Genomic DNA, 23,037 nt, shown 5'->3' on the forward strand with positions numbered 1-23,037 from the left:
GGCCGCCCCGACGGGATTATGACGCGGCCTGCTGGTGTACGCTGTCGGACAGATCGCTGCGATGGGCCGGTTGGGTAAAGTACTGCCGGTCTTCCCAACGCAACATGGTCAAATCGCCCCCCCAGCAACAGCCGGTATCCAGGCCAATAATGCCTTCCGGCGTGCCTTTGCCTTCCAGTGATGCCCAGTGACCGAAAACAATGGTGTAATCGGCGTCGACCAATCGTGGCAAATCAAACCAGGGTTTCAGCGGAGCAGGCGCAGTGCCTGGCGCATCTTTGCAGATCATATCGAGTTGGCCGTTCGGGAAGCAGTAGCGCATGCGCGTCAGGGCATTGGTGCTGAAACGCAAGCGCGCCAGCCCGCTTAGCTCTGGGCTCCAGTTGTTCGGCATGTCACCGTACATGGCGTCGAGGAACAGCGGATAGCTGTCGCTGCTCAGTACGGCTTCCACTTCACGGGCACAGGTTTGCGCAGTTTCAATGTCCCACTGCGGCGTGATGCCGGCATGCGCCATTACCAGCTTGATTTGTTCATCGACCTGCAGCACCGGTTGGCGGCGCAGCCAGTTGATCAGCTCATCGGCGTCTGGCGCTTCCAGCAACGACGTAATGCGATCTTTGGGTTTATTGCGGCTGATGCCGGCATAAACGGCCAGCAGATGCAGATCGTGATTGCCCAGCACCATGCGTACTGCTGGTCCGAGTGAGCGCACGTAGCGCAGCACGTCTAGTGAACCGGGGCCACGCGCGACCAGATCGCCGGTCAGCCACAGCTGGTCATGCTGGGGATCGAAGGCAACCTGGGCCAATAGCGACTTGAGTTCATCAAAACAGCCATGAACGTCGCCGATAAGATATGTCGACATAATCAGTGAATCAGCGTTGGAATGGCTAAGCGGAACACGGGAATAGCGGTCTGGAACGGCTGACCCTGATGATCAACCATTTCGTAATGGCCTTCCATGGTACCCAGTGGCGTTTCAAGAATGGCGCCGCTGGTGTATTGGAATTCGCCCCCGGGCGGAATGAGCGGCTGCTCGCCGACCACGCCTTCGCCCTGAACTTCGGTTTGACGGCCATTGCTGTTGGTGATCAACCAGTAACGGCCGAGCAGCTGCACGTTGAAACGCCCCAGATTGCGAATGGTGATGGTATAAGCGAAGACGTAACGTTCTTCCTCAGGTATCGACTGTGATTCCACATAGACACTTTGTACCTGAATACATACGCGAGGCGAATCAATCATGATCACTACTCCTTATTGCTGCGGCGCGGGATTGGCTGAAAGCCAGTTAGCCAGCTTACAGTATTGCGCCACAGAAATATTTTCTGCTCTAAGTACCGGATCGATACCCAATTCCGTCAGTTGCTCCGGAGTGAACAAATCCCCCAGGCTATTGCGGACAGTTTTCCGGCGCTGGTTGAACGCCTGAGTCGTGATGCGGCTCAGCATGCGCACGTCACCCACCGGATTTGGATTCACCTTGTGCGGTACCAGACGTACCACTGCGGAATCCACTTTCGGCGCCGGAGTGAACGAAGTTGGTGGCACTTCCAGCACCGGAATAACGTTGCAGTAGTACTGCGCCATCACGGTTAAACGCCCGTAGGCTTTGCTGTTAGGGCCAGCAACCAGGCGGTTGACCACCTCTTTTTGCAACATAAAGTGCATGTCGCGAATGGCCTGAGTATAGCTGAAAAGGTGGAACATCAGCGGCGTCGAGATGTTGTACGGCAGGTTACCAAATACGCGCAGCGGTTGGCCAGCCTGCTCGGCCATTTCGGCGAAGTTCACCGTCATGGCATCTTGCTGGTGAATGGTCAGCTTGTCTTTCAACTGCGGGTGGTTTGCCAGACGGGCCGCCAGATCGCGGTCCAGCTCAATCACCGTCATGCGGTCCATGCGCGCGCCGACCGGCTCGGTCAGTGCGCCCAGGCCGGGACCGATTTCAACGACCGCTTCGCCCGGCATTGGGTGAATGGCGGAAACAATGCTATCGATGACAAACTGATCGGTTAAAAAGTTCTGTCCAAAGCGTTTGCGGGCAAAGTGCCCTTGGTGGACTTTATTATTCATTACAATTAATTATCATTTTAATGGCGAGATTCAAGGCCGTTTTGAAACTGCCCGCATCGGCGGTGCCGGTGCCGGCCAGTTCCAGAGCGGTACCGTGGTCGACCGAGGTACGGATAAAAGGCAAACCGAGGGTAATGTTTACCGCCCGGCCGAACCCTTGGTATTTTAGCACCGGCAGGCCCTGATCGTGATACATCGCCAGCACCGCATCCGCATGTTGCAGATACTTGGGCTGGAACAGGGTGTCCGCCGGCAGCGGGCCGATCAGATGAATACCTTCAGTCCGCAGCGCGTCTAGCGCCGGGATGATGGTATCTATCTCTTCGCGTCCCATATGGCCGCCTTCTCCCGCATGCGGGTTCAGTCCGCAGACATATATCTGCGGCTGGGCGATGCCAAATTTGGTTTTCAGATCGTTGTCGAGAATACGGATGACTTCGAACAGGCTTCGGCGAGTGATGGCACCAGGCACTGCCAGCAAAGGCAGGTGGGTGGTTGCCAGCGCTACGCGCAGTTCTTCGGTCGCCAGCATCATTACCACGCGGTCGCAACCGCTGCGATCGGCAAAGAATTCGGTATGGCCGATAAAGGGCACACCGGCGTCGTTGATCACGCCCTTGTTCACCGGACCGGTGATCAGCGCAGCAAACTCGCCGTTCAGGCAACCGTCACAGGCGCGCGCCAGCGTTTCCACCACATAAGCGCTGTTACCGACATTCAGCTCACCAGCCACTACTGGATGAGCAGTCGCAACCGGCAATACCGTCAACGTACCCGCACGCTGTGGCTGAGCGGGGTGCTGTGGTTGATAGGTGCGCAGCTGTAGCGGCAGGTTCAACTGTCGGGCGCGTTCAAGCAACAAGGCCGGATCCGCGCACACCACCAGTTCAACAGGCCAATCCTGTTGCGCCAGCGCTGCCACTAAATCCGGCCCAACCCCGGCAGGCTCGCCGGGGGTGATTACGATACGATTATTGTTGTGCATTACCGTCAAGGATCTTCACGTAAGCCTGAGCACGTTGTTCCTGCATCCAGGTCTGCGCTTCTTCAGCAAACTTGCGGTTGAACAGCATGCGGTAAGCGCGATCTTTTTGCGCCGCATCGGTTTTGTCCACCTGACGCGTATCCAGCAGCTGGATCAGGTGCCAGCCGAAGGAAGAGTGTACCGGTTGGCTGACCTCGCCTTTGCTCAGCTTCATCAACGCGTCGCGGAAGGCCGGATCGTAGATGTCTGGAGAAGCCCAGCCCAGATCGCCGCCCTGCAGTGCAGAACCCGGATCCTGAGAAAGCTGTTTGGCTTCGTCAGCAAACTTGGCGCGACCGCTCTTGATAGCTTCGGCTACCGCCTGCAGCTTGGCACGCGCCTGATCGTCGGTCAGCACCACGGAAGGTTTCAGCAGAATGTGGCGAGCATGAACCTCGGTGACAGATACCGACTGGTTGGCGCCACGGATATCATTCACTTTCAGGATGTGGAAGCCGACGCCGGAACGGATTGGCCCAACCACGTCGCCTTTTTTGGCGTTAACCAGTCTTTCGGCGAACAGGGTAGGGATCTCCTGCAGCTTGCCCCAGCCCATATTACCGCCTTTCAGCGCCTGGGAATCGGCAGAGTAGGAGATCGCCAGCTTGCCGAAGTCGGCGCCGCCGTTGATTTCACCCATCAGCTGTTTAGCCAGGGCTTCAGCATCGTCAACCTGCGCCTGTGTCGGGTTCTCCGGCAGCGGGATCAGGATGTGGCTGATGTTCATTTCGGTATCGCTGCCGTTCTGAGCGCCAACCTGAGTCGCCAGTGAGTCCACTTCCTGAGGCAGGATGGTGACGCGGCGGCGAACTTCGTTGTTACGCACTTCGCTGATCAGCATTTCTTTGCGGATCTGTGAACGGTAAGTGTTGTAGTTCAGACCTTCATACGCCAGACGACTGCGCATCTGATCGATGCTCATTTTGTTCTGTGCGGCGATGTTGCCGATGGCTTTGTCCAGATCGGCATCGGAGACGTTAATCCCCATTTTCTTGGCCATCTGCAGTTGGATGTTATCCATAATCAGACGTTCAAGGATCTGGTGACGCAGGGTCTTGTCATCCGGCAATTGCTGACCGGCCTGCTGCGCATTGAGCTTCACCGACTGCAACAGGGTGTTTACGTCGCTCTCAAGTACCACGCCGTTATCCACGACGGCGGCGACTTTATCCACTTCTTGGGGTGCTGCGAACGCGGTATTGGCACAAACCACCAATCCGAGAATAAGCGTTCTCCAGTTCTTCATACTTTTCCCATTCTGTAATCCGCAAATGCGGGTGAAAGTTCTCGTTTTCAAAGTGTTACAAAGTATCAAAATGCACGCTGGTAAGGCAGTATGCCGGAACGCAACATTTCCGCGGAGCCCAGACTGTGATCGCTGCTCAGGCCACGCAGTTCGATGTTGAATGAAACTTTGTTGTCATAAACGCTGGTATTGTTGCTGTTGTTCCAGTCGGTGATCTTGCGCTCGTAGCCCAAGGTCACTGCCCAGCAGCAGGTGTTGTACTTCAGACCGAGCAACTGATCGGCGGACTGTTGGGCACGGGTGTCGTAGTAATAAGCCCCCACGACGGCCCAGCGATCGGCGATTGGCCAACTGCCGGTGACGCCCACCTGCGAAATACCGTCCTGATAAGCCGGCACTTGTCTGGTGTTCAGTGCCGTCTCAATATACTCCGGCGTAGCGTAACGGTAGTTCAACTGCAATACGCGTTCGGAATCCTGACGGTATTCCACCACGGCGTTACCCAACGAGACGCTATTGAGACGCGTATCATACTGCAGGCCGCCACGCAGGCCCCAACTATCGTCAATCTTCCAATAGGTGTCGCCGGCCCAGGCCAGGCTGCCGGTGTCGTCATTGTTGTCGTAATTCGTCGTTTTGTCGCCGGTACGGGAACGGCTGAAGTAGTAGATTTGACCCACGGAAACGTTAAAACGTTCAACCAGCGCGTCATCATAAATACGCGAGGTCAAACCGGTCGATACGCGGTTCTGTGAGGCAATGCGATCCAGGCCGCTATAGGTGCGGTCGCGGAACAAACCGGAGTAGTCGGTTTGCAGCAGCGTGGTGTCGTAGGTGTAGATGTTACTTTGGTCGCGATAGGGTACATACAGGTACTGTACGCGTGGCTCAAGGGTCTGGGTATAGCCTTCGGACCAGTTCATAGGACGATCGAACACCATCTTGCCGTCAACCTTGAACTGCGGCAACACGCGGTTGGCCGAATCATCAAGATTGGGTGCGTCGCTGCCGGTACGGTTCTTGTAGTTGTTGGCGAAACCGTCAGGAATATCCTGCTGGTAATGGGTCGCCATCAGCTTGGCTTCGGTATTGATACTGCCCCAGCCGTTAGTCAACGGCAGGCTCAGCGTCGGTTCCATATGCAGACGAGTGGCGTCCGGGCTATAGGGGTTGACGCTGATAAACTTGGCGGCCTGACCATAAATGCGGAAATCGAACGGGCCGAGATCCTCTTTATAGTAGTTCAGGTCGAGCTGCGGCTGAACTTTGTAGGAGTCTGAGCTGCTGCGATCGGTATCGTCATAAATCTGGAACTGTTTGGAGCTTAAAGTCGCGTCCCAGTTATCAATGGCGTAGCCGACGCTGAATTTCTGCGTTGCATAACCGTCGGTGGTCGAACCGTATTTGGAATCCAGATCGGTAAAGTATTTGGAGTCGCTGACCTTGGTGTAGTCGACGTTGAAACGCCACACCTGATCCATCACGCCGTTGTGAGTCCAGTAGAACAACCAACGCTTACTGTCGTCAGGATTGTCCTTGCTGTATTCCTTGTCGTCCGGCAACCAGTCCAATTCCATCAGGCCCAGACCCGGCTGCACCAGGTAGCGGAATTCGTTCTGTAACTGCAGGCCACGTTTGGACATGTAATGCGGGGTGATAGTGGCGTCGAAGTTCGGCGCAATGTTCCAGTAATACGGCAGCATGAACTCAAAGCCATTGCTGCTGCCATATTTTGCGTTCGGGATCAGGAAGCCGGAACGACGCTTATCACCGACCGGCAATTGCAGGTACGGGCTGTAGAATACCGGCACACCGCCAATTTTGAAGCGTGCGTTCCAGATTTCAGCGACTTGCTCTTCGCGGTCGTGGATCACTTCGGAACCGACTACGCTCCAGCTGTTATCACCCGGCAAACAGGAGGTAAAGGTCCCGTTTTCCAAAATGGTGTAACGGTTGGCGCCGCGCATCTTCATTTTGTCGGCGTCGCCACGTCCCTGACGGCCCACCATTTGGTAGTCGCCTTGATAGACGTCGGTATCTTTATTATTCAGGTTTGACCAGGCTTTCGGGCCTTTCAGCTTGATCTGGTTGTCGCTGTAGTGCACGTCACCCGTAGCGGTCACGGTGCGAACCGGTTCGGTTTGCCCCGCGTCTTGCGTCTGGTTCAGTTCAACCTGTTTGGCGGTCAGGGTGCTGTTGCCTTGTTCAATATTCACGTTGCCGGTGAACAGCGCGCTTTTCGGATAGTCCGCGCGTGAATCATCGGCGTGAATGGTGACAGGCAGGCTGTTAGGATCGCCGCTGACCAGCGGTTTGTCATAAACAGGAACGCCAAGCATACATTGCTCGGCCAGGTCAGCCAGCGCGTGCTGACTGTAGAGTGCCGTCCAAATCAGTGTGGCCAGCAGTGTTGGGAAACTTTTTTTCATACGCGGTTTTGGTGTTCCGTCATCAGAGGCGTCATGTCCGGCAAACGGTCAGAGACTATATCACTCATCTGCGTTGCGCTAGTGTTAAATCCGGCCGTTTACTTGCGTCGTCGATAGGCGCAAAGATAAATGACAGGTATGATAATCCAAATCCTGAGAAAAATCGCCTTAACCCTTACCTAAGACGGAAGGGAGCAGTCGGCTTTCGGCATGATAATTGAGGAGTATATGCAGTATTGGGGAAAACTGCTCGGGGTCATCGTGGCCATTTGGGCTGGCGCGGGATTCTGGGGTGTAGTTTTGGGGCTGATTGTCGGTCATATGATCGACTCTGCGCGTAGCAATAAGCGCAGCCGGGGCTTTTTTACCGATCAGCAAACGCGGCAAACGCTGTTTTTCCGCACCACTTTTCAGGTGATGGGTCACCTGACCAAATCAAAAGGGCGCGTTACCGAGGCGGATATTCAGATCGCCAGCCTGTTTATGGATCGTCTGCAACTGCACGGGGAAGCCCGTACCGCGGCGCAGCAGGCGTTTCGTGAAGGCAAACAGAGCCAGTTCCCGCTGAGAGAAACGCTGCAGCAGTTCCGCAGCATCTGCTTTGGCCGTTTTGACCTGATTAGGATGTTTCTGGAAATTCAGATCCAGGCGGCGTTTGCCGACGGGTCACTGCATCCTAACGAACGGCAGGTACTGTATGTGATCGCCGAAGAGCTGGGCATTTCACGTGCGCAGTTCGACCAGTTCCTCAGCATGATGGAGGGCGGACGCCAGTTTGGCGGCGGTCAGCAGGGCGGTTATTCGCAAGGCGGTTACCAACAGGCGCAACGCGGTCCAACGCTGGAGGATGCCTGCAAGGTATTGGGTGTCAGCAGCAGCGACGACGCGACCACCATCAAGCGCGCCTACCGCAAGCTGATGAGCGAGCACCATCCGGATAAGCTGGTAGCGAAAGGTTTGCCGCCGCAAATGATGGAAATGGCCAAGCAGAAAGCGCAGGAAATTCAGGCGGCCTACGATCTGATCAAACGCGAGAAAGGCTTTAAGTAAAAAGATGTGAGGGCTCGGTATTCTCTGAGCCCCTCTTTATATCGGTCAGAAGTCGGGTTCGACGCGAAAGTGCATTGGCGTCTGGAAAGCCGGATGGGTAATGCGCAGCTCTTGTGCATGCAGCTGTAAACGCGGCGCCATGGCTTTGGCTTCTGGCGTGGCGTAGAAACCGTCGCCGAGGATAGGATGCCCCAGCGCCAGCATATGCACGCGCAGCTGGTGCGAGCGGCCAGTGATCGGCATGAGTTTGACCCGTGTGCTGCCGTCGGCGTTGCGTGACAACACCAGATATTCGGTTTGCGCCGCTTTGCCGGTCTCGAAACACACTTTCTGCAGCGGCCGATTCGGCCAGTCGCAAATCAGCGGTAAATCCACCAGACCTTCATCCTGCGCCAGATGCCCCCACACGCGGGCGATGTAGGACTTCTTCGGCTCGCGCTCACGGAACTGGCGCTTGAGTTCACGCTCGGCCGCCTTGTTCAGCGCCACCACAATCACCCCGCTGGTGGCCATATCCAGACGATGCACCGATTCGGCAGCCGGAAAATCCGCCTGAATGCGCGTCATCAGGCTGTCTTTATTTTCCGGCGCGCGGCCCGGGACCGACAGCAGGCCACTTGGCTTGTTGACCACGATAATGTGCTCATCCTGATACAGGATATGCATCGGGCCCTGCGGGGGATTGTAGGGTTCCATTTTGTTGGCTCCGCTGAGAGTAACGGCCAGGGGAACTGCAGTTCCCCTGGCGCGGGTTACTGGTGAGTAACGACCACCAGACGGATTGCATCCAGACGCCATCCTGCTTCATTCAGGTTGAGCAGCACCTGCTTGCGGTTGAACTCCAGCGCTTCTACCTCGTCATCACGAATGTTCGGGTTGACCGCCTTCAGGGCTTCCAGACGAGCCAGCTCGGTGCTCAGCTTGTCATCCGCTTCCTGTTTAGCCTGCTCGATCAGGGCGCGGGCCTGTTCTTCAACCAGGCTTTCCGCCTGTTGCAACATGGCATGCACATCTTGTTGCACCGCATTGACCAGCTTGCTGGAGGTATGGCGGTTGACCGCGTTCAACTGGCGGTTGAAACTTTCGAATTCAACCTGCGCTGCCAGATTGGTACCTTTGCGATCCATCAACATGCGGATTGGCGTTGGCGGCAGGAAGCGAGTCAGCTGCAGATGTTTCGGCGCCTGCGCTTCGACCACATACACCAGCTCGACCAGCAGGGTACCGACCGGCAGTGCCTTGTTTTTCAACAGGGAAACTGCACAGCTGCCGGTATCGCCGGACAGGATCAAATCCAGGCCGTTGCGGATAATCGGGTGTTCCCAACTGACGAACTGGGCATCCTCACGCGACAGAGCCTGTTCGCGATCGAAGGTGACGGTACAGCCGTCCTGCGGCAGACCCGGGAAGTCGGGCACCAGCATGTGGTCGGACGGCGTCAGAACAATCAGGTTGTCGCTGCGATCGTCCTGGTTGATGCCGACGATATCGAACAGGTTCAGCGCGAAGCCCACCAGATTGACGTCGTTGTCCTGATTGGCAATGGCTTCCGCCAGCGCCTGCGCTTTCTCGCCGCCGTTGGAGTGCATTTCCAGCAGGCGGTCACGGCCCTGTTCGAGCTGCATTTTCAGGTGGTCGTGCTGCTGGCGGCAGGCGTGAATGAACTCGTCCAGCCCTTCCTGCTCGGTCGGCGAAGCCAGGAAAGCGATCAGCTGCTCGTAGCCGCTGTCGTAAATGGTACGGCCGGTCGGGCAGGTATGCTCGAAGGCATCGAGCCCTTCGTGGAACCAGCGGCCCAGAACTGCCTGAGCGGTGTTCTCCAGGTACGGCACCATGATTTGAATGTCATGCATCTGGCCGATACGGTCCAGACGGCCAATACGCTGTTCCAGCAGGTCCGGGTTGAACGGCAGGTCGAACATCACCAGGTGGCTGGCGAACTGGAAGTTACGGCCTTCGGAGCCGATCTCGGAACACAACAGCACCTGGGCACCGTCTTCTTCGGAGGCGAAGTAAGCGGCGGCGCGGTCGCGTTCGATAATCGACAGGCCTTCGTGGAACACGGCGGCGCGGATAGCTTCACGTTCCCGTAGCACTTGCTCCAATTGCAGCGCGGTGGCGGCCTTGGCGCAGATCACCAGCACTTTTTCGTGGCGATTGGCCACCAGATAGTTCAGTAGCCATTCAACGCGAGGATCGAAGTTCCACCAGGTGGCGTTCTCGCCTTCGAATTCCTGATAGATTTGCTCTGGATAGAGCATGTCGCGTGCGCGCGCCTCAACGGTTTTCTTCGCGCCCATGATGCCGGACACTTTAATGGCGGTCTGGTACTGGGTCGGCAACGGCAGTTTGATCTGGTGCAGGTTGCGGTGCGGGAAGCCTTTGACACCGTTGCGCGTGTTACGGAACAGCACGCGGCTGGTGCCGTGGCGGTCCATCAGCATGGTGACCAGTTCCTGGCGCGCCTGCTCGCTGTTTTCACCGTCGCTGTTGGCGGCTTTCAGCAGCGGTTCAATGTCTTGTTCGTCGATCAGCTCGCCAAGCAGGTTCAGCTTGTCGTCGGCCAGGCGTTCACCGCTGAGCAACAGGGTAACGGCATCGGCCACCGGGCGATATTTTTGCTGTTCGGCAACAAAATCGTGGTAGTCGTGGAAACGGTTCGGATCCAGCAGGCGCAGACGGGCGAAGTGGCTTTGTTGGCCAAGTTGCTCTGGCGTTGCGGTCAGCAGCAGCACGCCGGGAATGTGTTCTGCCAGTTGTTCGATCACCTGGTATTCACGGCTCGGCGCGTCCTCGCTCCAGGCCAGATGGTGCGCTTCATCCACCACCAACAGATCCCATTGGGCATCGGCCAGTTCTTCCAGGCGTTGCTTGTTGCGGCGTACGAAGTCCAGCGAGCAGATCACCAGCTGTTCGGTTTCAAACGGGTTGCTGCTGTCGAGTTTGGCCTCTGAGTAACGGCTGTCGTCAAACAGAGAGAAATACAGGTTGAAGCGGCGCATCATTTCGACCAGCCACTGGTGCTGCAGGGTTTCCGGCACCACGATCAATACGCGCTCTGCGCGGCCTGCCAGCAACTGCTGGTGGATAATCATCCCGGCTTCGATGGTTTTACCCAAGCCAACTTCGTCCGCCAACAAAACGCGCGGCGCATGACGCTGGCCGACTTCATAGGCGATATGCAACTGGTGCGGGATCAGGCTGGCACGCATGCCACGCAGGCCAGCGAACGGCAGGCGATACTGCTCGCTCTGGTATTTACGCGCGCGGAAACGCAGGGCGAAACGGTCCATACGGTCGATCTGGCCGGCAAACAGGCGGTCCTGCGGCTTGCTGAAGGTCAATTTGCTGTCCAGCAGCACTTCGCGCATCGCCACACCGCTTTCCTGGGTATCCAGGCGGGTGCCGATATAGGTCAGCAGACCGTTATCCTCTTTGACCTCTTCGACCTGCAGCTCCCACCCTTCGTGGTTACTGATGGTGTCGCCCGGGTTGAACATCACGCGGGTGATTGGCGAGTCATTTCTGGCGTAGAGGCGGTTTTCACCGGTTGCGGGGAAAAGCAGGGTAATCATGCGCGCATCCAGCGCCACGACGGTTCCCAGTCCTAATTCGCTTTCCGTATCGCTGATCCAGCGTTGACCAAGTGTAAAAGGCATATATTGTCGGCTCGATTCTTTTAAGTAAGTCTTGTTACCGGGCGGAAAGGGCCGCGGCACCCGTATCAAACGTCTGCTAATCCCGATTTATTTTAATATGGCGGGCAATAGCTATTCATCCCATGCATACATCGTCAGACGACATGGGGGGTGTGTGGGTCCAGAATTTGGGAAGGGCGCTATGGTAATGGAAGGCGGCGCGTTCGTCACCTGCAAAACCCGATGATTTTTCTTAACCCTTCACCAAACCCTGCTGGCGGGCGGAATGTTAAAACAGTCCCATCTGCCCGGTCACCAGCGTGGTAAAATCGTCATGCAAAAATGGCAGTATAGCGTCTGCTACCGGCTGCAGCTGGCGCTCCAGATAATGGGGATAATCAATCGCCGACTGCTGGGTCTCCAGCGGCTCCGGCCCGGCTACGGTCATGACATAGCTGATCCAGCCGCCGTTTTGGTATTGCAACGGTCGTCCCTGCTGACGATTATAGTCGTCGGCGATACGTGCTGCGCGCACATGCGGCGGAACGTTGCGCTGATAGTCGTCCAGCTTCCTGCGCAGACGCTTACGGTAGACCAGCCGATCGTCGAAATCGCCGTTAAGCGTTTGACTAACGTATTCACGCACAAAATCCTGGTAGGGCTGGCGTTTAAAAATGCGTTGATACAGCAGGCGCTGAAACTGCTGTGCCAGCGGTGTCCAGTCGGTGCGCACCGTTTCCAATCCCTTGTAGACCATCTCTTCGCTGCCGTCCGGCTGGGCGATCAGCCCGGCGTAACGTTTTTTGCTGCCCTGCTCGGCGCCGCGAATGGTGGGCATCAGGAAACGTGAATAATGGGTTTCAAACTCCAGTTCCAGCGCATTTTCCAGCCCGTACTCTTGCTGCAAATGCTGTTGCCACCATTGGTTCACCTGTTGCACCAGCTTTCGGCCTATTTGCGCCGCTTGCTGCTCGTCATGCGGTTGTTTGAGCCAAACGAAGGTCGAGTCGGTATCGCCGTAGATCACCTGATACCCCTGCGCCTCGATCAACTCGCGTGTTTGCCGCATGATTTCATGGCCGCGCAGGGTGATCGACGAGGCTAATCGGGGATCGAAAAAACGACAGCCGCTCGATCCTAATACGCCATACAGCGCGTTCATGATGATCTTTAAGGCCTGCGACAAGGCTTTGTTCTGCTGACGTTTCGCCGCTTCACGGCCTTGCCAGATCTGCTCGACGATCGCCGGCAAACAGTGCTTGCTGCGTGAAAAACGCGCGTGGCGAAAACCGGGCACCGAGTCCGCATCGCCTGGGTTTCGCATGCCTTCCACCAAGCCGACCGGGTCGATCAGGAAGGTGCGGATGATTGAGGGATACAGGCTCTTGTAATCCAGCACCAGCACCGAGTCATACAGGCCGGGTTGCGAATCCATCACAAAACCGCCGGGGCTGTGTTCCTCTGGCTGTTCACCCAGGTTGGGGGCCACAAAGCCCAGCCGGTGCATGCGCGGCATATACAGATTGCTGAAGGCGGCCACCGAACCGCCGCTGCGGTCGGCTGCCAGCCCGGTAACCGTGGCGCGTTCCAGCAGGAAGGTCAGCAACTCGGTTTTGGCAAAAATTCGCGTAACCAGTTCGCAGTCTTTCAGGTTGTAACGCGCCAGCGCGGGCTTGTCTTCGGCAAAGCGCCGGTCGATTTCTGCCATGCGCTGGTAAGGGTTATCGATAGACTTGCCTTCTCCCAGCAGCGTTTGCGACACGTGTTCCAGGCTGAACGACGGAAAGTTCCAGGTGGCGGATTTCAGCGCTTCAATGCCGTCGATAATCAGGCGACCGGCAGCGGAAGCGAAAAAGTGATTCTGTTTGAAACCGTGTTCGCGCCACTCCAGCAGGTTGCCGCCACGGCCCAGTCGCAGCGGGATCTGATAGCGTTCGGCGTGTTTTTGCAGCACGCGCAAATCGAACTGCACCAGGTTCCAGCCAATAATGGCGTCGGGATCGTGCCGCTCAAGCCATTGGTTCAGCCGTTCCAACATTTGCGGACGGCTGACGCAGTACTCCAACTCAAAATCCAGTGGTTCATTGCCGCCGTTGGCGGGCCCAAGCATGTAAACCTGGCGCTGGCCGCAGCCTTCCAGGGCAATCGAGTACAGCTCGCCGTGCGCGGTGGTTTCAATGTCCAGAGAGACCAGCTTCAAGGTTGGGCGGTATTCCGGCGCCGGTTTCATTTGGCCGCCCTGCAGCGGGCCGTTGCCGTTGGCCTGGCCGCTGAACCACACCGGTGCGGTGATGAAACGCTCCATCAGGTAGCGTTCCGGTGGACGGATATCGGCCTCGTAGACATTGACGCCGCCGTCTTTCAGCAACTTTTCCAGCTTGATCAATTGGCGATGCTGCCGGCAGTAAAGCCCCACCACCGGGCGATGGTGAAAGTCAGTCAAAGGCAGGGGTTTCAGCTCCAGTTGCCGCTCCTCACGCAGCAGCAGTTCAGCGCGCTGGCGCTGTTCGGCCGGGATAAAGGCTACGGAGGTCTGCGGCGCCAGACGAAGTTGCTGCGGCCCATTGTCGGTCGCCAGCCAAAACTCCACCTCGGTGCCGGCAGGCGTATCACGCCAGTGGCGGGTGAGCAGAAAGCCCTGTTGGAGTGACATCATATACCCTTCGTATTTCAAGCTGCGGCGTTGTTGGCTGCGTGCGTTCACCCCAGTCACTTACTTGAGTAAGCTCCTGGGGACTCTCGCTCTTGCCGCCTAGCCGCAACTTGAAATCCATTGGGTATTCCCCTGATGCTCAAGGCGTGGTGTCGTTGGCTGTTTGCGAAAGCTTTGGTTCTGGTAGATAAATTATAGTATGGGTTTTTATACAGTAATTGTCCATGACCGCACAGTTCTGCCAAAAAAGCATACAATTCACCGGTTGACTCGCTCCCGGCCGCACCGGACAATCCCACGCCCACGTGCTTTGGATAACGAACAGAGGTTTAATGGAAGCCTATTTACAGCACTTGATCACCCAGTCATTGGCTTTCACTCTGATGGTGGTCATGTTTGTCGCGTTTCTGGAATCGCTGGCGCTGGTGGGGCTGTTGCTGCCCGGCACGGTCATGATGGCCAGTATCGGTGCGTTGATCGGCAGCGGTCAGGTAGATTTCTATTATGCCTGGGCTGCAGGCATCGTGGGTTGCCTGTTGGGTGACTGGATTTCTTACTTTATCGGCCGCGCCTTCAAGGGGCCGCTGCACCGCTGGTCATTCTTGAAGAAGAACAAAGCGATGCTGGACAAGACCGAGCACGCGTTGCATCAACACAGTATGGCGACCATCCTGATTGGGCGCTTTGTTGGCCCAACGCGCCCGCTGGTGCCGATGGTGGCCGGCATGCTCGATTTGCCGCCGTATAAATTCGCGTTGCCTAACATCATCGGCTGTATTGCCTGGCCACCAGTCTATTTCTTCCCCGGTATTTTGGCCGGCGTAGCCATCGATATCCCTGCCAGCGCCAACAGTGCGTTATTTAAGTGGTTGCTGTTTGCGGTAGTGGTATTGATTTGGCTGGCCGCCTGGCTGAGCTGGCGATGGTGGCGCGAAGGCAAACGCAGCGCCGACCGGCTTGGCAAGTGGCTGTCACCGGTACGTCTGCGGATGGCCTGCGTCCTGAGCTGGGGATTGGCGATCGGCACCTTTTATTATCTGCACCAGCAACCGCTGATGCCAGTTTATCGTCACCTGCTTTGGAAGGTGCTGGCCGGTCAATGACAAGGGGGCGTGACGCCCCTTTGCACCTTACTGGAAGAAGGCTTCCAGCTGTTCAAACACCCGCACGTCTTCGCTGTGGCGTTTTACCTGCAGCACATCTTCGAGTTTTTCTACCTGGCTGATCATCTGCACCAGCCGCTGATCGTCCGCCACCAATAGCCAGATGCGGCTTTGTTTACCGTCTTTCAGCGGCAGGCAAAGAATGCCCTCCACGTTGAAGGCGCGGCGGGCAAACAGGCCGCAGACGTGCGACATCACGCCAGGGTGGTTACGTACCGCCAGTTCCAGAATCACCTGTGGATTATTGCGTTGTTCTGACATGGCTTATTCTCCAATCATGTCGATGTTGGCAGCGCCCGGCGGCACCATCGGGAAAACTTTTTCATTAATATCAATCAGCGCATGGATCAGGCAAGGCCCTGGACGTTGGATCGCTTCGGCCAATGCCGCCTGCGGATCTTCTGCGGCATTCAAATCGCAGGTGTCCATCCCGAAACCGGCGGCAATCTTGATAAAGTCGGTACGCTTGGGATAGGCGGCGGCGAAAATGCGCTGCTGGTAGAACAGCGTTTGCTGCTGGTGCACCAGCCCCAACGCCTGGTTGTTCATCAGGATAATTTTCACGTCCAGGTCATGCTCGACGGCGGTCGCCATTTCCTGAATATTCATCATCAGGCTGCCGTCACCGGAGAAACACAGCACCTTGCGCTGAGGTTCGGCAAGGGCAGCGCCGATCGCCGCCGGCAGGCCGAAGCCCATGGTGCCCAGCCCGCCGGAGGTCAGCCACTGGCGCGGTCGGCTCAGCGGATAGGCTTGTGCTACCCACATCTGATGCTGGCCCACGTCGGTGGTAATGATGGCGTTTTCGTCCACGCAGCGCGCGGCAGCCAGCACCAGCCCGTAGTGGCTCAGCGGATCTTCGGCGTTAGGCATGCTGAACGGGAACTCGCGCTTGAGATCATTGACGGTACTCAGCCATTCGCTGCGTGGCTGTGCTTCAATTTGAGGCAGCAGTTGTTGCAATACCTGGCCTACGTCGGCGTGAATGGCAATATTGGCCTGCTTTACCTTGCCCAGTTCGGCGCGATCGATGTCCACGTGAATGATGCTGGCGTTTGGACAGAATTGCTCGGTCTTGCCAATCGCCCGATCGTCAAAGCGCGCGCCCAGCACGATCAGTAAATCAGCCTCTTGCAGAATAAAGTTGGTACTGCGCGCCGCATGCATACCCAGCATGCCCAGCGACAACGGATGCTGCACCGGCATGGCGCCCAATGCCATCAGCGTCATGGTGGTGGGCAGGTTGGCGCGTTCAGCGAGCTCAATCGCCTGCTGATAGGCGTTGGCGCAGATGATGCCGCCGCCCAGATACAACACCGGGCGTTTGGCCTGATTGATCATAGCGGCGGCCTGCGCCACGGCGGTGGCTTCAAAGGTTGGCGCCGCATCGGGAACGGCGATCGGCGGCAGTTCGTCCAGGCTGATAACCGCCGTTTGAACATCTTTCGGTACGTCGATCCACACCGGGCCAGGGCGGCCGGATTCAGCGATGCGGAATGCGTCACAAATCACCTGCGGCAATTCGCGGATATCGCGGACCAAATGGTTGTGCTTGGTGATTGGAATCGAGATGCCGTAGGTGTCCACTTCCTGGAAGGCATCGGTGCCAATCATCGAAGAGGGAACCTGGCCGGTGATGCACACCAGCGGGATAGAATCGAGTTTGGCGTCGGCGATGGCGGTGACCAGATTGGTCGCGCCCGGGCCGCTCGAGGCGATACAAACCGCCGCCTTGCCGTTAGCGCGTGCCATACCTTGCGCCATAAAACCCGCCCCCTGTTCGTGGCGAGCCAGTACGTGATGAATACGGGTGCTTTGGCTCAGCGCGTCATACAGCGGCAGTGCCGCGCCGCCGGGAATGCCGGCGACGGTGGTGATGCCCTGACGCTCCAGCAGATGAACGATCAACTCTGCGCCGGTGAAGCGGTTACCTTGATGTGGCGTGCCCGAAATTGCCATGTTCCTATCCTTTCTCAAGGCCGGTTTGCTTTTCTGGGCAGGGGGCTAAAACTAAAAACCCCGCCCGGTTTGCGCCGGCGGGGTTTGGGAATCGATGCGTTGATTCGGACCCTACGGCGCATTGCCGACGACCACCACCACACGCACGACGACCACCGCGGCTGGTAGCGCGGTAATTAGTAGGGTCGAAGTCAGCGAGGATGCGATCACAGGGAACCTTATCATCAGTAAAAAAAGTCAGGTTTTTATAAAACCACAGGCGAAAAATTCGCACAACTGGTTTATTTGTACAGCATAAAAAACGGGCGGAAGATCACGGTTTGTGTGAAATGCCCAGCACCTTGGCTTCCGGCGCGCTGCCGTCCAGCAGCGCCTGCGTCGGGCCGTCGTAAAAAATACGGCCGTCCACCACCAGCAGGGTCCGTGGCGCGATGCGTGCGGCGTCATCCAGGTTGTGCGATACCATCAATAGCGTCAGGTTTCGCTGGTCGCAAACTTCCTGCAGCAGTTGCAGCATCTCGTTGCGTAAAGCCGGATCGAGCGCTGAAAAAGGTTCGTCGAGCAACAGGATGGGCCGCTGGCGGATCAGGCAACGCGCCAGGGCGGCACGCTGGCGTTGGCCACCGGAAAGTTGTGACGGCAGGCGGGGCAGATGTTCTTCCAGCCCTACTTGCCGGGCAATTTGCGCCAACTGCCGCTTCTGCTCCTCATTCAGCCGCAGGCCGGGATCCAGGCCTAAACCGATGTTCTGCGCTACCGTCAGGTGGGCGAACAGGTTATTTTCCTGAAACAGCATCGAGACCGGGCGCTTGGCTGGCGGCGTGCCGGTGTGGTCGCTGCCGTTAAGCAGCAACCTGCCGCTGGCGGACGGCAGAAAACCGGCGATCAGGCTGAGCAGAGTGCTCTTCCCCGCCCCGCTGGGGCCCAGCACCGCGACGCGTTCGCCCGGTTGAATACGCAGGTCGAAGCGCATTGGCAGGTGTTCATACAGGTAGGTCAGTTTTTCAAGCTTTAGCATATGTCCTTCATCTTTCACGTTGCCGCTGTGTTGGCTTTCTTCACTTATCCCAGTCACTTAGGGAACTAAGCTCCTGGGAATGCGCTCAGTCGCCGCCTTGCTGCAGCTTGAAATCTATCGGTCAGAGCGGCCCGGTAAGCGTTCGATCAGGGTAAACAGCAGGAAGCACAGCAACAGCAACAGCAGCGCGGTGACCGCGCCGTCATTGCTGCGGTAGGCGCCGATCTGCTGGTACAGGTAAAAAGGCAGGGTGCGGAAATGTTCGTTGCCAAACAGTGCCACCACGCCGAAATCGCCGATCGACAGTACGCAGGCGAAGGCCAGCGCCTGGGCCAACGGGCGGCGCAGCGCTTTCAGCTCAATCCAGCGTAGCCGCTGCCAGCCCTGAATATCCAGCGACAGGCACAGCGGATTATAACGTTCGGCCAGGTCGCGCATGGGGTTTTCCAACACTTTTAGCGCATAGGGCACTGCCATCAACGCATTGGTGAGGATCACCAGCGCGTACGGCGACTGTGGCAGCCCCACGGTGTCGCTCAACAGCAGGAAGAAACCGGTGGCCAGCACAATGCCCGGCATCGCCAGGATCACCATACCGCTCAACTCCAGCGCGTGCCCCCAACGCAGTCTCTGTTGCAGCTTCAGCTCACGGCTGCTCCACAGCAGCATCATGGTCAGCACGACACAAAGTACGCCCGCCCCCAGAGCGATGCGTAACGAAGTGAACAATGCCTGCCACAACACCTGTTGCTGCAGGACGCTAACCATCGTTTGATTGGCGCCGTCGGCGATCACCGCCAGCAGTGGGGGCAACAGCAGCAGCAACGCGGCGGCAATCAGCAAAAAGTCACTGATGCGTCGCCACAGGCTGTCTTCCGGATTACGCCAGATAGTGGCATGGGTATTGCCGACCGGCAGCGCCTGGCTCAGGCGCTGGCTGAAGATCACCAGCCCCAGGCAGCATGCCAGTTGGATCAGCGCCAGCAGCGCGGCGCGGCTGAGATCGTAGTCGTAACTGAGCGCCTGATAGATGGCCAGTTCGATGGTGGTTGCCTGCGGCCCACCTCCCAGCGACAGTACGGTGGCGAAGCTGGCGAAGCACAGCATAAAGATCAGCGCGCCGCTCGGCAGGATTTGACGGCGCAGCGCCGGCCACTCGACAAAGCGAAACTGCTGCCAACCGCTCATGCCGAGCTGGGCTGCCAATTGGCGCTGTTCAACCGGAATGTTTTCCAGCGCCTGCAGCAGCAGACGTGTCGCCAACGGCAGGTTGAAGAACATGTGCGCCAGCAGGATGCCCTGCAGACCATAAGGCGTGAAACTGTAGTTAATGCCCAGCCAGCCACACAGCATTGCCAACCAGCCCTGGCGGCCATATACGCTGAGCAGGCCGAATACCGCCACCAGCACCGGCAGCACCAGCGTCATGGCGCAGAGCCGCAGCAGTAACTGACGACCGGGGAAACGGCGGCGATAGAGCGCCCGAGCCAGCAGGATCGCGGGTAGCACCGAGATCAGCGCGGACAGCAGGGCCTGCCAAAACGTGAAGCGCACTACGTGCCACAGGTAGCTGTCTTGCCATATACCACGCCAATCGCTGTCCGGCGCGTGCCGCCACAGCGACCCCATCGCCAGCACGGCGATGGTCAGGATCAGGCCGGCGGCCAGCAGCCCCGGCCATAGCCAACGCGGGATCAGTGGCTGACGGCGGTTTGCCATGCCCGGATCCAGTTGCTGCGTTGTTTGGTTACATCTTCTGCGCTGTACTGCAGTGCGGTCTGCGGGACGGTCATTTGGTCAAATCCGGCCGGCAGTGAGGTCTTGATCACCGGGTACATCCAGTTGCCGGTAGGAATGGCGTTTTGGAACGCCGGGGATACCATAAATTGCATAAAGCGTTCCGCCAACTCAGGTTGCTTGCTGGCCTTGAGTTTGCCCGACACTTCCACCTGCAGATAATGGCCTTCACTGAAGTTGGCAGCGGCATAGCTGTCTTTTTTTTCTTCAATCAGATGGTAGGCCGGGGAGGTGGTGTAGCTAAGCACCAAATCGCCTTCGCCTTTCAGGAACAGGCCATAGGCTTCGCTCCAGCCCTTGGTCACGGTGACGGTTTTCTTCGCCAGCTTCTGCCAGGCTGCCGGTGCCTGATCGCCATACACTTTCTGCATCCACAGCAGCAGACCCAAACCTGGGGTACTGGTACGCGGATCCTCATAGATCACTTTCCAGTTCTGGCTGCTCTCGACCAGCTCATGCAGGCTTTTGGGCGGGTTCTTCAGCTTTTCTTTGTTGTAAACGAAGGCAAAGTAGCCGTAGTCATAGGGGACGAAGGTTTTGTCTTGCCAGCCGCCCGGTACGTTCAATTTGCTGCTGTCGACGTCGCTTGGCGCGAATAGCCCAGTTTGCTGCGCCGCCTGCAGCAGGTTGTTGTCCAGCCCCAGCACCACGTCGGCGGCGCTGTTTTTGCCTTCCATGCGCAGGCGGTTAAGCAGTGAGACACCGTCTTCCAGCGCGACAAATTTCAGCTCGCAATCACATTGGGCCTCAAAGGCTTTTTTGACCGCCGGGCCAGGGCCCCAGTCAGCGGCGAAGGAATCGTAGGTGTAGACCGTCAGCGTGGGCTTGGCGAACACCGGTGCGGCGCACAGCAACAGTAACAAGGGCAGGCTTTTTTTGACCACTTTGCACTCCTGAAAATTTAGGGGGGCAAGGGTATCTGAGGGGGCAAGCGGCTGATGCCGGATCGCTGGGCTCAAATCCCTCCGCCGGTATTGACCGGATCAGGTTCGACGGGTTTATCCCCTTCATACTTGAAGTTGCAGCGGTGTTGGCTTCTCTCTCTCACCCCAGTCACATAGGAGTTCTATGTTCTTGGGGATTTATGAGCCTCGTCCATGAGGCTCGCCCTTCGGGCCAACGCAAGCGCTGTTCAAATCGGTTCCCGACCGATTTGTCGCTCGGTTGCCGCCTACCTGCAACGTCAATTATTTTGGGTATATCTCAGCAATAAATCGTTTTTCGCACCCCGTTGAGACGGCGCCATTGTAAAGACTAACGGGCGCCGGTGAAAGGTGCTTATGCTTCCGGCGGCGCAAACCAGGCGGATTTGAAATCAAACCAACCCAGAGTGTTCATTCGCACGCCGCGCATGCTGCGCTGGCCATGCAGTTGCAGCCAGTGGTGGAACAGAGGATGCAATTGATGGCCGCTGACCAGACGTTGGCAAAAATCCGCCAGCGGCAGGGCATTGGCGCGCCACCGCGCCGCATCTTCGGACAAGTCCTCACTCATGCAGTGCTGCATCAGCGGCAGTTCATACAGGGTGGCGAACAGTGAGAACTCCAGCGGCAGGTAAAAGTTGGCGCTGCCGAGCCACAAATCGGTGTTCGCGTCGCCTTTATGCCAGGTAGCGTAATCGACAATCTGAATATTCAGCTTAATGCCGTGCTGCGCCAGCAGCGGCTCGATGGCCTGCTGAATGGCGTGGAACTCCGAATGTTCGCTGTAGTAGGTCAGGGTCAGTTCGGTCAATCCGGCCGGTTTGGGCTGCAATGCCAGCGCGCGATTGTGGTGCCAGCGCGGCAAAATGCCGTAGGCCGGTGACCAATAGCGTTGATAAACAGGGCCGGCGTTGCTCAGGAGCGAAATAGGGTTGATCAGTTCGCATAACCAGCTGCGGATGACCGGATCGGCCGCCAGCGGAGAGCGCTGATCGAATAGCAGAAAATAGCAGCCTTCTTCCAGTCGGCTTTCCAGCTCGTTTTTCCCGGTATCGTCCGCCTGGAGCTGTACGCCGGAGTGTACCAGTTCTTCGGTTACCTCTGGCAGCACCCAGATATTGACCTCGTCGATCAGTGCGCGATAGCCAAAGTAATCATCAAAGGCGTGAATTTTCATCTGGCTGCGGTGATTGCGCACCACGCTATAGGGGCCGGTACCGACCGGATGGCGCGAGAACTCCGGCAGGCTCTGCCACTCGCGCGGCAATATCATGGCGTGCACGCTGCCCAGCAGCCAAGGCAGCCAGTAATCGGGGCTGTGCAGATGTACGTCAATCACGTAGGGCGTCGGCGACGTCACGCGTTCGATATGGGAGAACAGCGGTTGTGGCATCAACCGGCTGAGCGAACTGATGACATCTTCCATTTCCAGCTCGCGCCCATGGTGGAAATGAATGGCCGGGCGTAAATAAAAGCGCCAATGCAATGGCGTTAAAGCTTGCCAGTGATGAGAAAGATCGGATTCCAGTTCCCCGTTTTCCTCATTTATCCGCGTCAGGCCGCTGAAAATTTGTCTCGCCAAATGGGTTTCCGAGCGGCGCAGCGCCGAGCCTGGCAACAGATTGTACAGTTGCCGGTAATAGAGCACGCGCAGGATATGTTTACCCTGACGAAAGCTGCGGCCCAGTTGGGACAGCAGCATCTGCCGCACCACATTTTTATCGCCGACCAGTTGCACCAGCTGATCGATACGATCCTGCTCCAGCAACTCCTCGGCACGCTGCTGCTGCAGCGCCAGACCGGTATAGTGAAAGGTCAGTTGCGAACGCTTGCCGCGCCCCGATTCTGCCTGCCAGGTCAGCCAGCCCTGCTGCTGCATGGCGCCCAGTAACGAACGCACGTGGCGGCGCGAGCAACTGAGCACTTCGGCCAGCTCTTGTAACGTGGTTTCGGTCGGTTCGCCATGGCAGCGCTGCCACAGGCGAATGAACTGCTGTTGCAATCTGGAAGTGGACATAAAAGAGGAAGGCTCCGGCGGTAACCCATCAATTTATCTTT

At 57.5% G+C, this 23,037-nt stretch carries 18 protein-coding genes; 2 read left to right on the top strand and 16 right to left on the bottom strand.

From position 1 onward, the window contains the following. Positions 1-16: 16 nt before the first annotated feature. The 6 genes from apaH to lptD form a co-directional block, all read right to left on the bottom strand. Entirely contained in the window at positions 17-868 is an 852-nt protein-coding gene (gene apaH, locus M495_RS02945) for a bis(5'-nucleosyl)-tetraphosphatase (symmetrical) ApaH (RefSeq protein WP_020825175.1), read from the bottom strand. A gap of 2 nt (positions 869-870) precedes the next feature. After that, entirely contained in the window at positions 871-1,248 is a 378-nt protein-coding gene (apaG, locus tag M495_RS02950; protein ID WP_012005174.1) for a Co2+/Mg2+ efflux protein ApaG, read from the bottom strand. Between the two features lie 12 nt (positions 1,249-1,260). Next, positions 1,261-2,079 carry a 16S rRNA (adenine(1518)-N(6)/adenine(1519)-N(6))-dimethyltransferase RsmA gene (gene rsmA, locus M495_RS02955; RefSeq protein WP_020825176.1) on the bottom strand — a complete coding sequence of 273 codons (819 nt, stop codon included), beginning with the start codon at positions 2,077-2,079 and terminating at the stop codon, positions 1,261-1,263. After that, positions 2,072-3,064, bottom strand: a complete 993-nt coding sequence (gene pdxA, locus M495_RS02960; protein ID WP_020825177.1) for a 4-hydroxythreonine-4-phosphate dehydrogenase PdxA — start codon at positions 3,062-3,064, stop codon at positions 2,072-2,074. Before pdxA ends, rsmA begins: the two co-directional genes overlap by 8 nt. Continuing rightward, on the bottom strand, positions 3,051-4,349 hold the full coding sequence (gene surA / locus M495_RS02965; protein ID WP_041414190.1) for a peptidylprolyl isomerase SurA: 1,299 nt from the start codon (positions 4,347-4,349) through the stop codon (positions 3,051-3,053). Before surA ends, pdxA begins: the two co-directional genes overlap by 14 nt. Before the next feature lie 65 nt (positions 4,350-4,414). After that, complete coding sequence (gene lptD / locus M495_RS02970; protein ID WP_020825179.1) at positions 4,415-6,778, bottom strand: LPS assembly protein LptD; 2,364 nt, start codon at positions 6,776-6,778, stop codon at positions 4,415-4,417. Positions 6,779-7,006: 228 nt separating this feature from the next. On the opposite strand from lptD, the gene djlA reads away from it, so the two are divergent. After that, positions 7,007-7,828: a co-chaperone DjlA gene (gene djlA, locus M495_RS02975; protein ID WP_020825180.1), complete on the top strand. Its 822-nt coding sequence runs from the start codon at positions 7,007-7,009 to the stop codon at positions 7,826-7,828. Between the two features lie 45 nt (positions 7,829-7,873). Here the strand turns inward: djlA and rluA are convergent, their stop codons facing one another. The 3 genes from rluA to M495_RS02990 form a co-directional block, all read right to left on the bottom strand. Continuing rightward, the gene (rluA, locus tag M495_RS02980) at positions 7,874-8,524 is read right to left on the bottom strand and encodes a bifunctional tRNA pseudouridine(32) synthase/23S rRNA pseudouridine(746) synthase RluA (RefSeq protein WP_020825181.1); all 651 of its coding nucleotides are present in this window, start codon (positions 8,522-8,524) and stop codon (positions 7,874-7,876) included. A 56-nt stretch (positions 8,525-8,580) separates the two neighbouring features. Next, on the bottom strand, positions 8,581-11,487 hold the full coding sequence (gene rapA, locus M495_RS02985) for an RNA polymerase-associated protein RapA (RefSeq protein WP_020825182.1): 2,907 nt from the start codon (positions 11,485-11,487) through the stop codon (positions 8,581-8,583). A 268-nt stretch (positions 11,488-11,755) separates the two neighbouring features. Next, positions 11,756-14,119 (bottom strand): DNA polymerase II, encoded by a 2,364-nt coding sequence (locus M495_RS02990; protein ID WP_041415212.1) that lies wholly within the window; start codon positions 14,117-14,119, stop codon positions 11,756-11,758. Between the two features lie 332 nt (positions 14,120-14,451). On the opposite strand from M495_RS02990, the gene M495_RS02995 reads away from it, so the two are divergent. After that, the gene (locus M495_RS02995) at positions 14,452-15,222 is read left to right on the top strand and encodes a DedA family protein (RefSeq protein WP_020825184.1); all 771 of its coding nucleotides are present in this window, start codon (positions 14,452-14,454) and stop codon (positions 15,220-15,222) included. Positions 15,223-15,249: 27 nt separating this feature from the next. Here M495_RS02995 and ilvN read toward each other — a convergent pair whose 3' ends face one another. The 7 genes from ilvN to sgrR all read right to left on the bottom strand — a co-directional run bounded on the left by ilvN (position 15,250) and on the right by sgrR (position 22,996). After that, complete coding sequence (gene ilvN, locus M495_RS03000; RefSeq protein WP_020825185.1) at positions 15,250-15,543, bottom strand: acetolactate synthase small subunit; 294 nt, start codon at positions 15,541-15,543, stop codon at positions 15,250-15,252. A gap of 3 nt (positions 15,544-15,546) precedes the next feature. Beyond that, positions 15,547-17,241: an acetolactate synthase large subunit gene (ilvB, locus tag M495_RS03005; protein WP_020825186.1), complete on the bottom strand. Its 1,695-nt coding sequence runs from the start codon at positions 17,239-17,241 to the stop codon at positions 15,547-15,549. A gap of 111 nt (positions 17,242-17,352) precedes the next feature. Then, complete coding sequence (gene ivbL, locus M495_RS25465) at positions 17,353-17,466, bottom strand: ilvB operon leader peptide IvbL (protein WP_218167600.1); 114 nt, start codon at positions 17,464-17,466, stop codon at positions 17,353-17,355. A gap of 88 nt (positions 17,467-17,554) precedes the next feature. Beyond that, positions 17,555-18,259 carry a thiamine ABC transporter ATP-binding protein ThiQ gene (gene thiQ, locus M495_RS03010; protein WP_041415214.1) on the bottom strand — a complete coding sequence of 235 codons (705 nt, stop codon included), beginning with the start codon at positions 18,257-18,259 and terminating at the stop codon, positions 17,555-17,557. 114 nt (positions 18,260-18,373) lie between these two features. Further along, positions 18,374-19,978: a thiamine/thiamine pyrophosphate ABC transporter permease ThiP gene (gene thiP / locus M495_RS03015; RefSeq protein WP_020825188.1), complete on the bottom strand. Its 1,605-nt coding sequence runs from the start codon at positions 19,976-19,978 to the stop codon at positions 18,374-18,376. After that, positions 19,954-20,940, bottom strand: coding sequence for a thiamine ABC transporter substrate binding subunit (gene thiB, locus M495_RS03020; protein WP_020825189.1), 987 nt, complete (start codon positions 20,938-20,940; stop codon positions 19,954-19,956). Before thiB ends, thiP begins: the two co-directional genes overlap by 25 nt. 394 nt (positions 20,941-21,334) lie before the next feature. Further along, positions 21,335-22,996, bottom strand: a complete 1,662-nt coding sequence (gene sgrR, locus M495_RS03025; RefSeq protein ID WP_020825190.1) for an HTH-type transcriptional regulator SgrR — start codon at positions 22,994-22,996, stop codon at positions 21,335-21,337. Between the last annotated feature and the right edge of the window lie 41 nt (positions 22,997-23,037).

The sequence above is a fragment of the Serratia liquefaciens ATCC 27592 genome, from assembly GCF_000422085.1.
GTDB lineage: Bacteria > Pseudomonadota > Gammaproteobacteria > Enterobacterales > Enterobacteriaceae > Serratia > Serratia liquefaciens.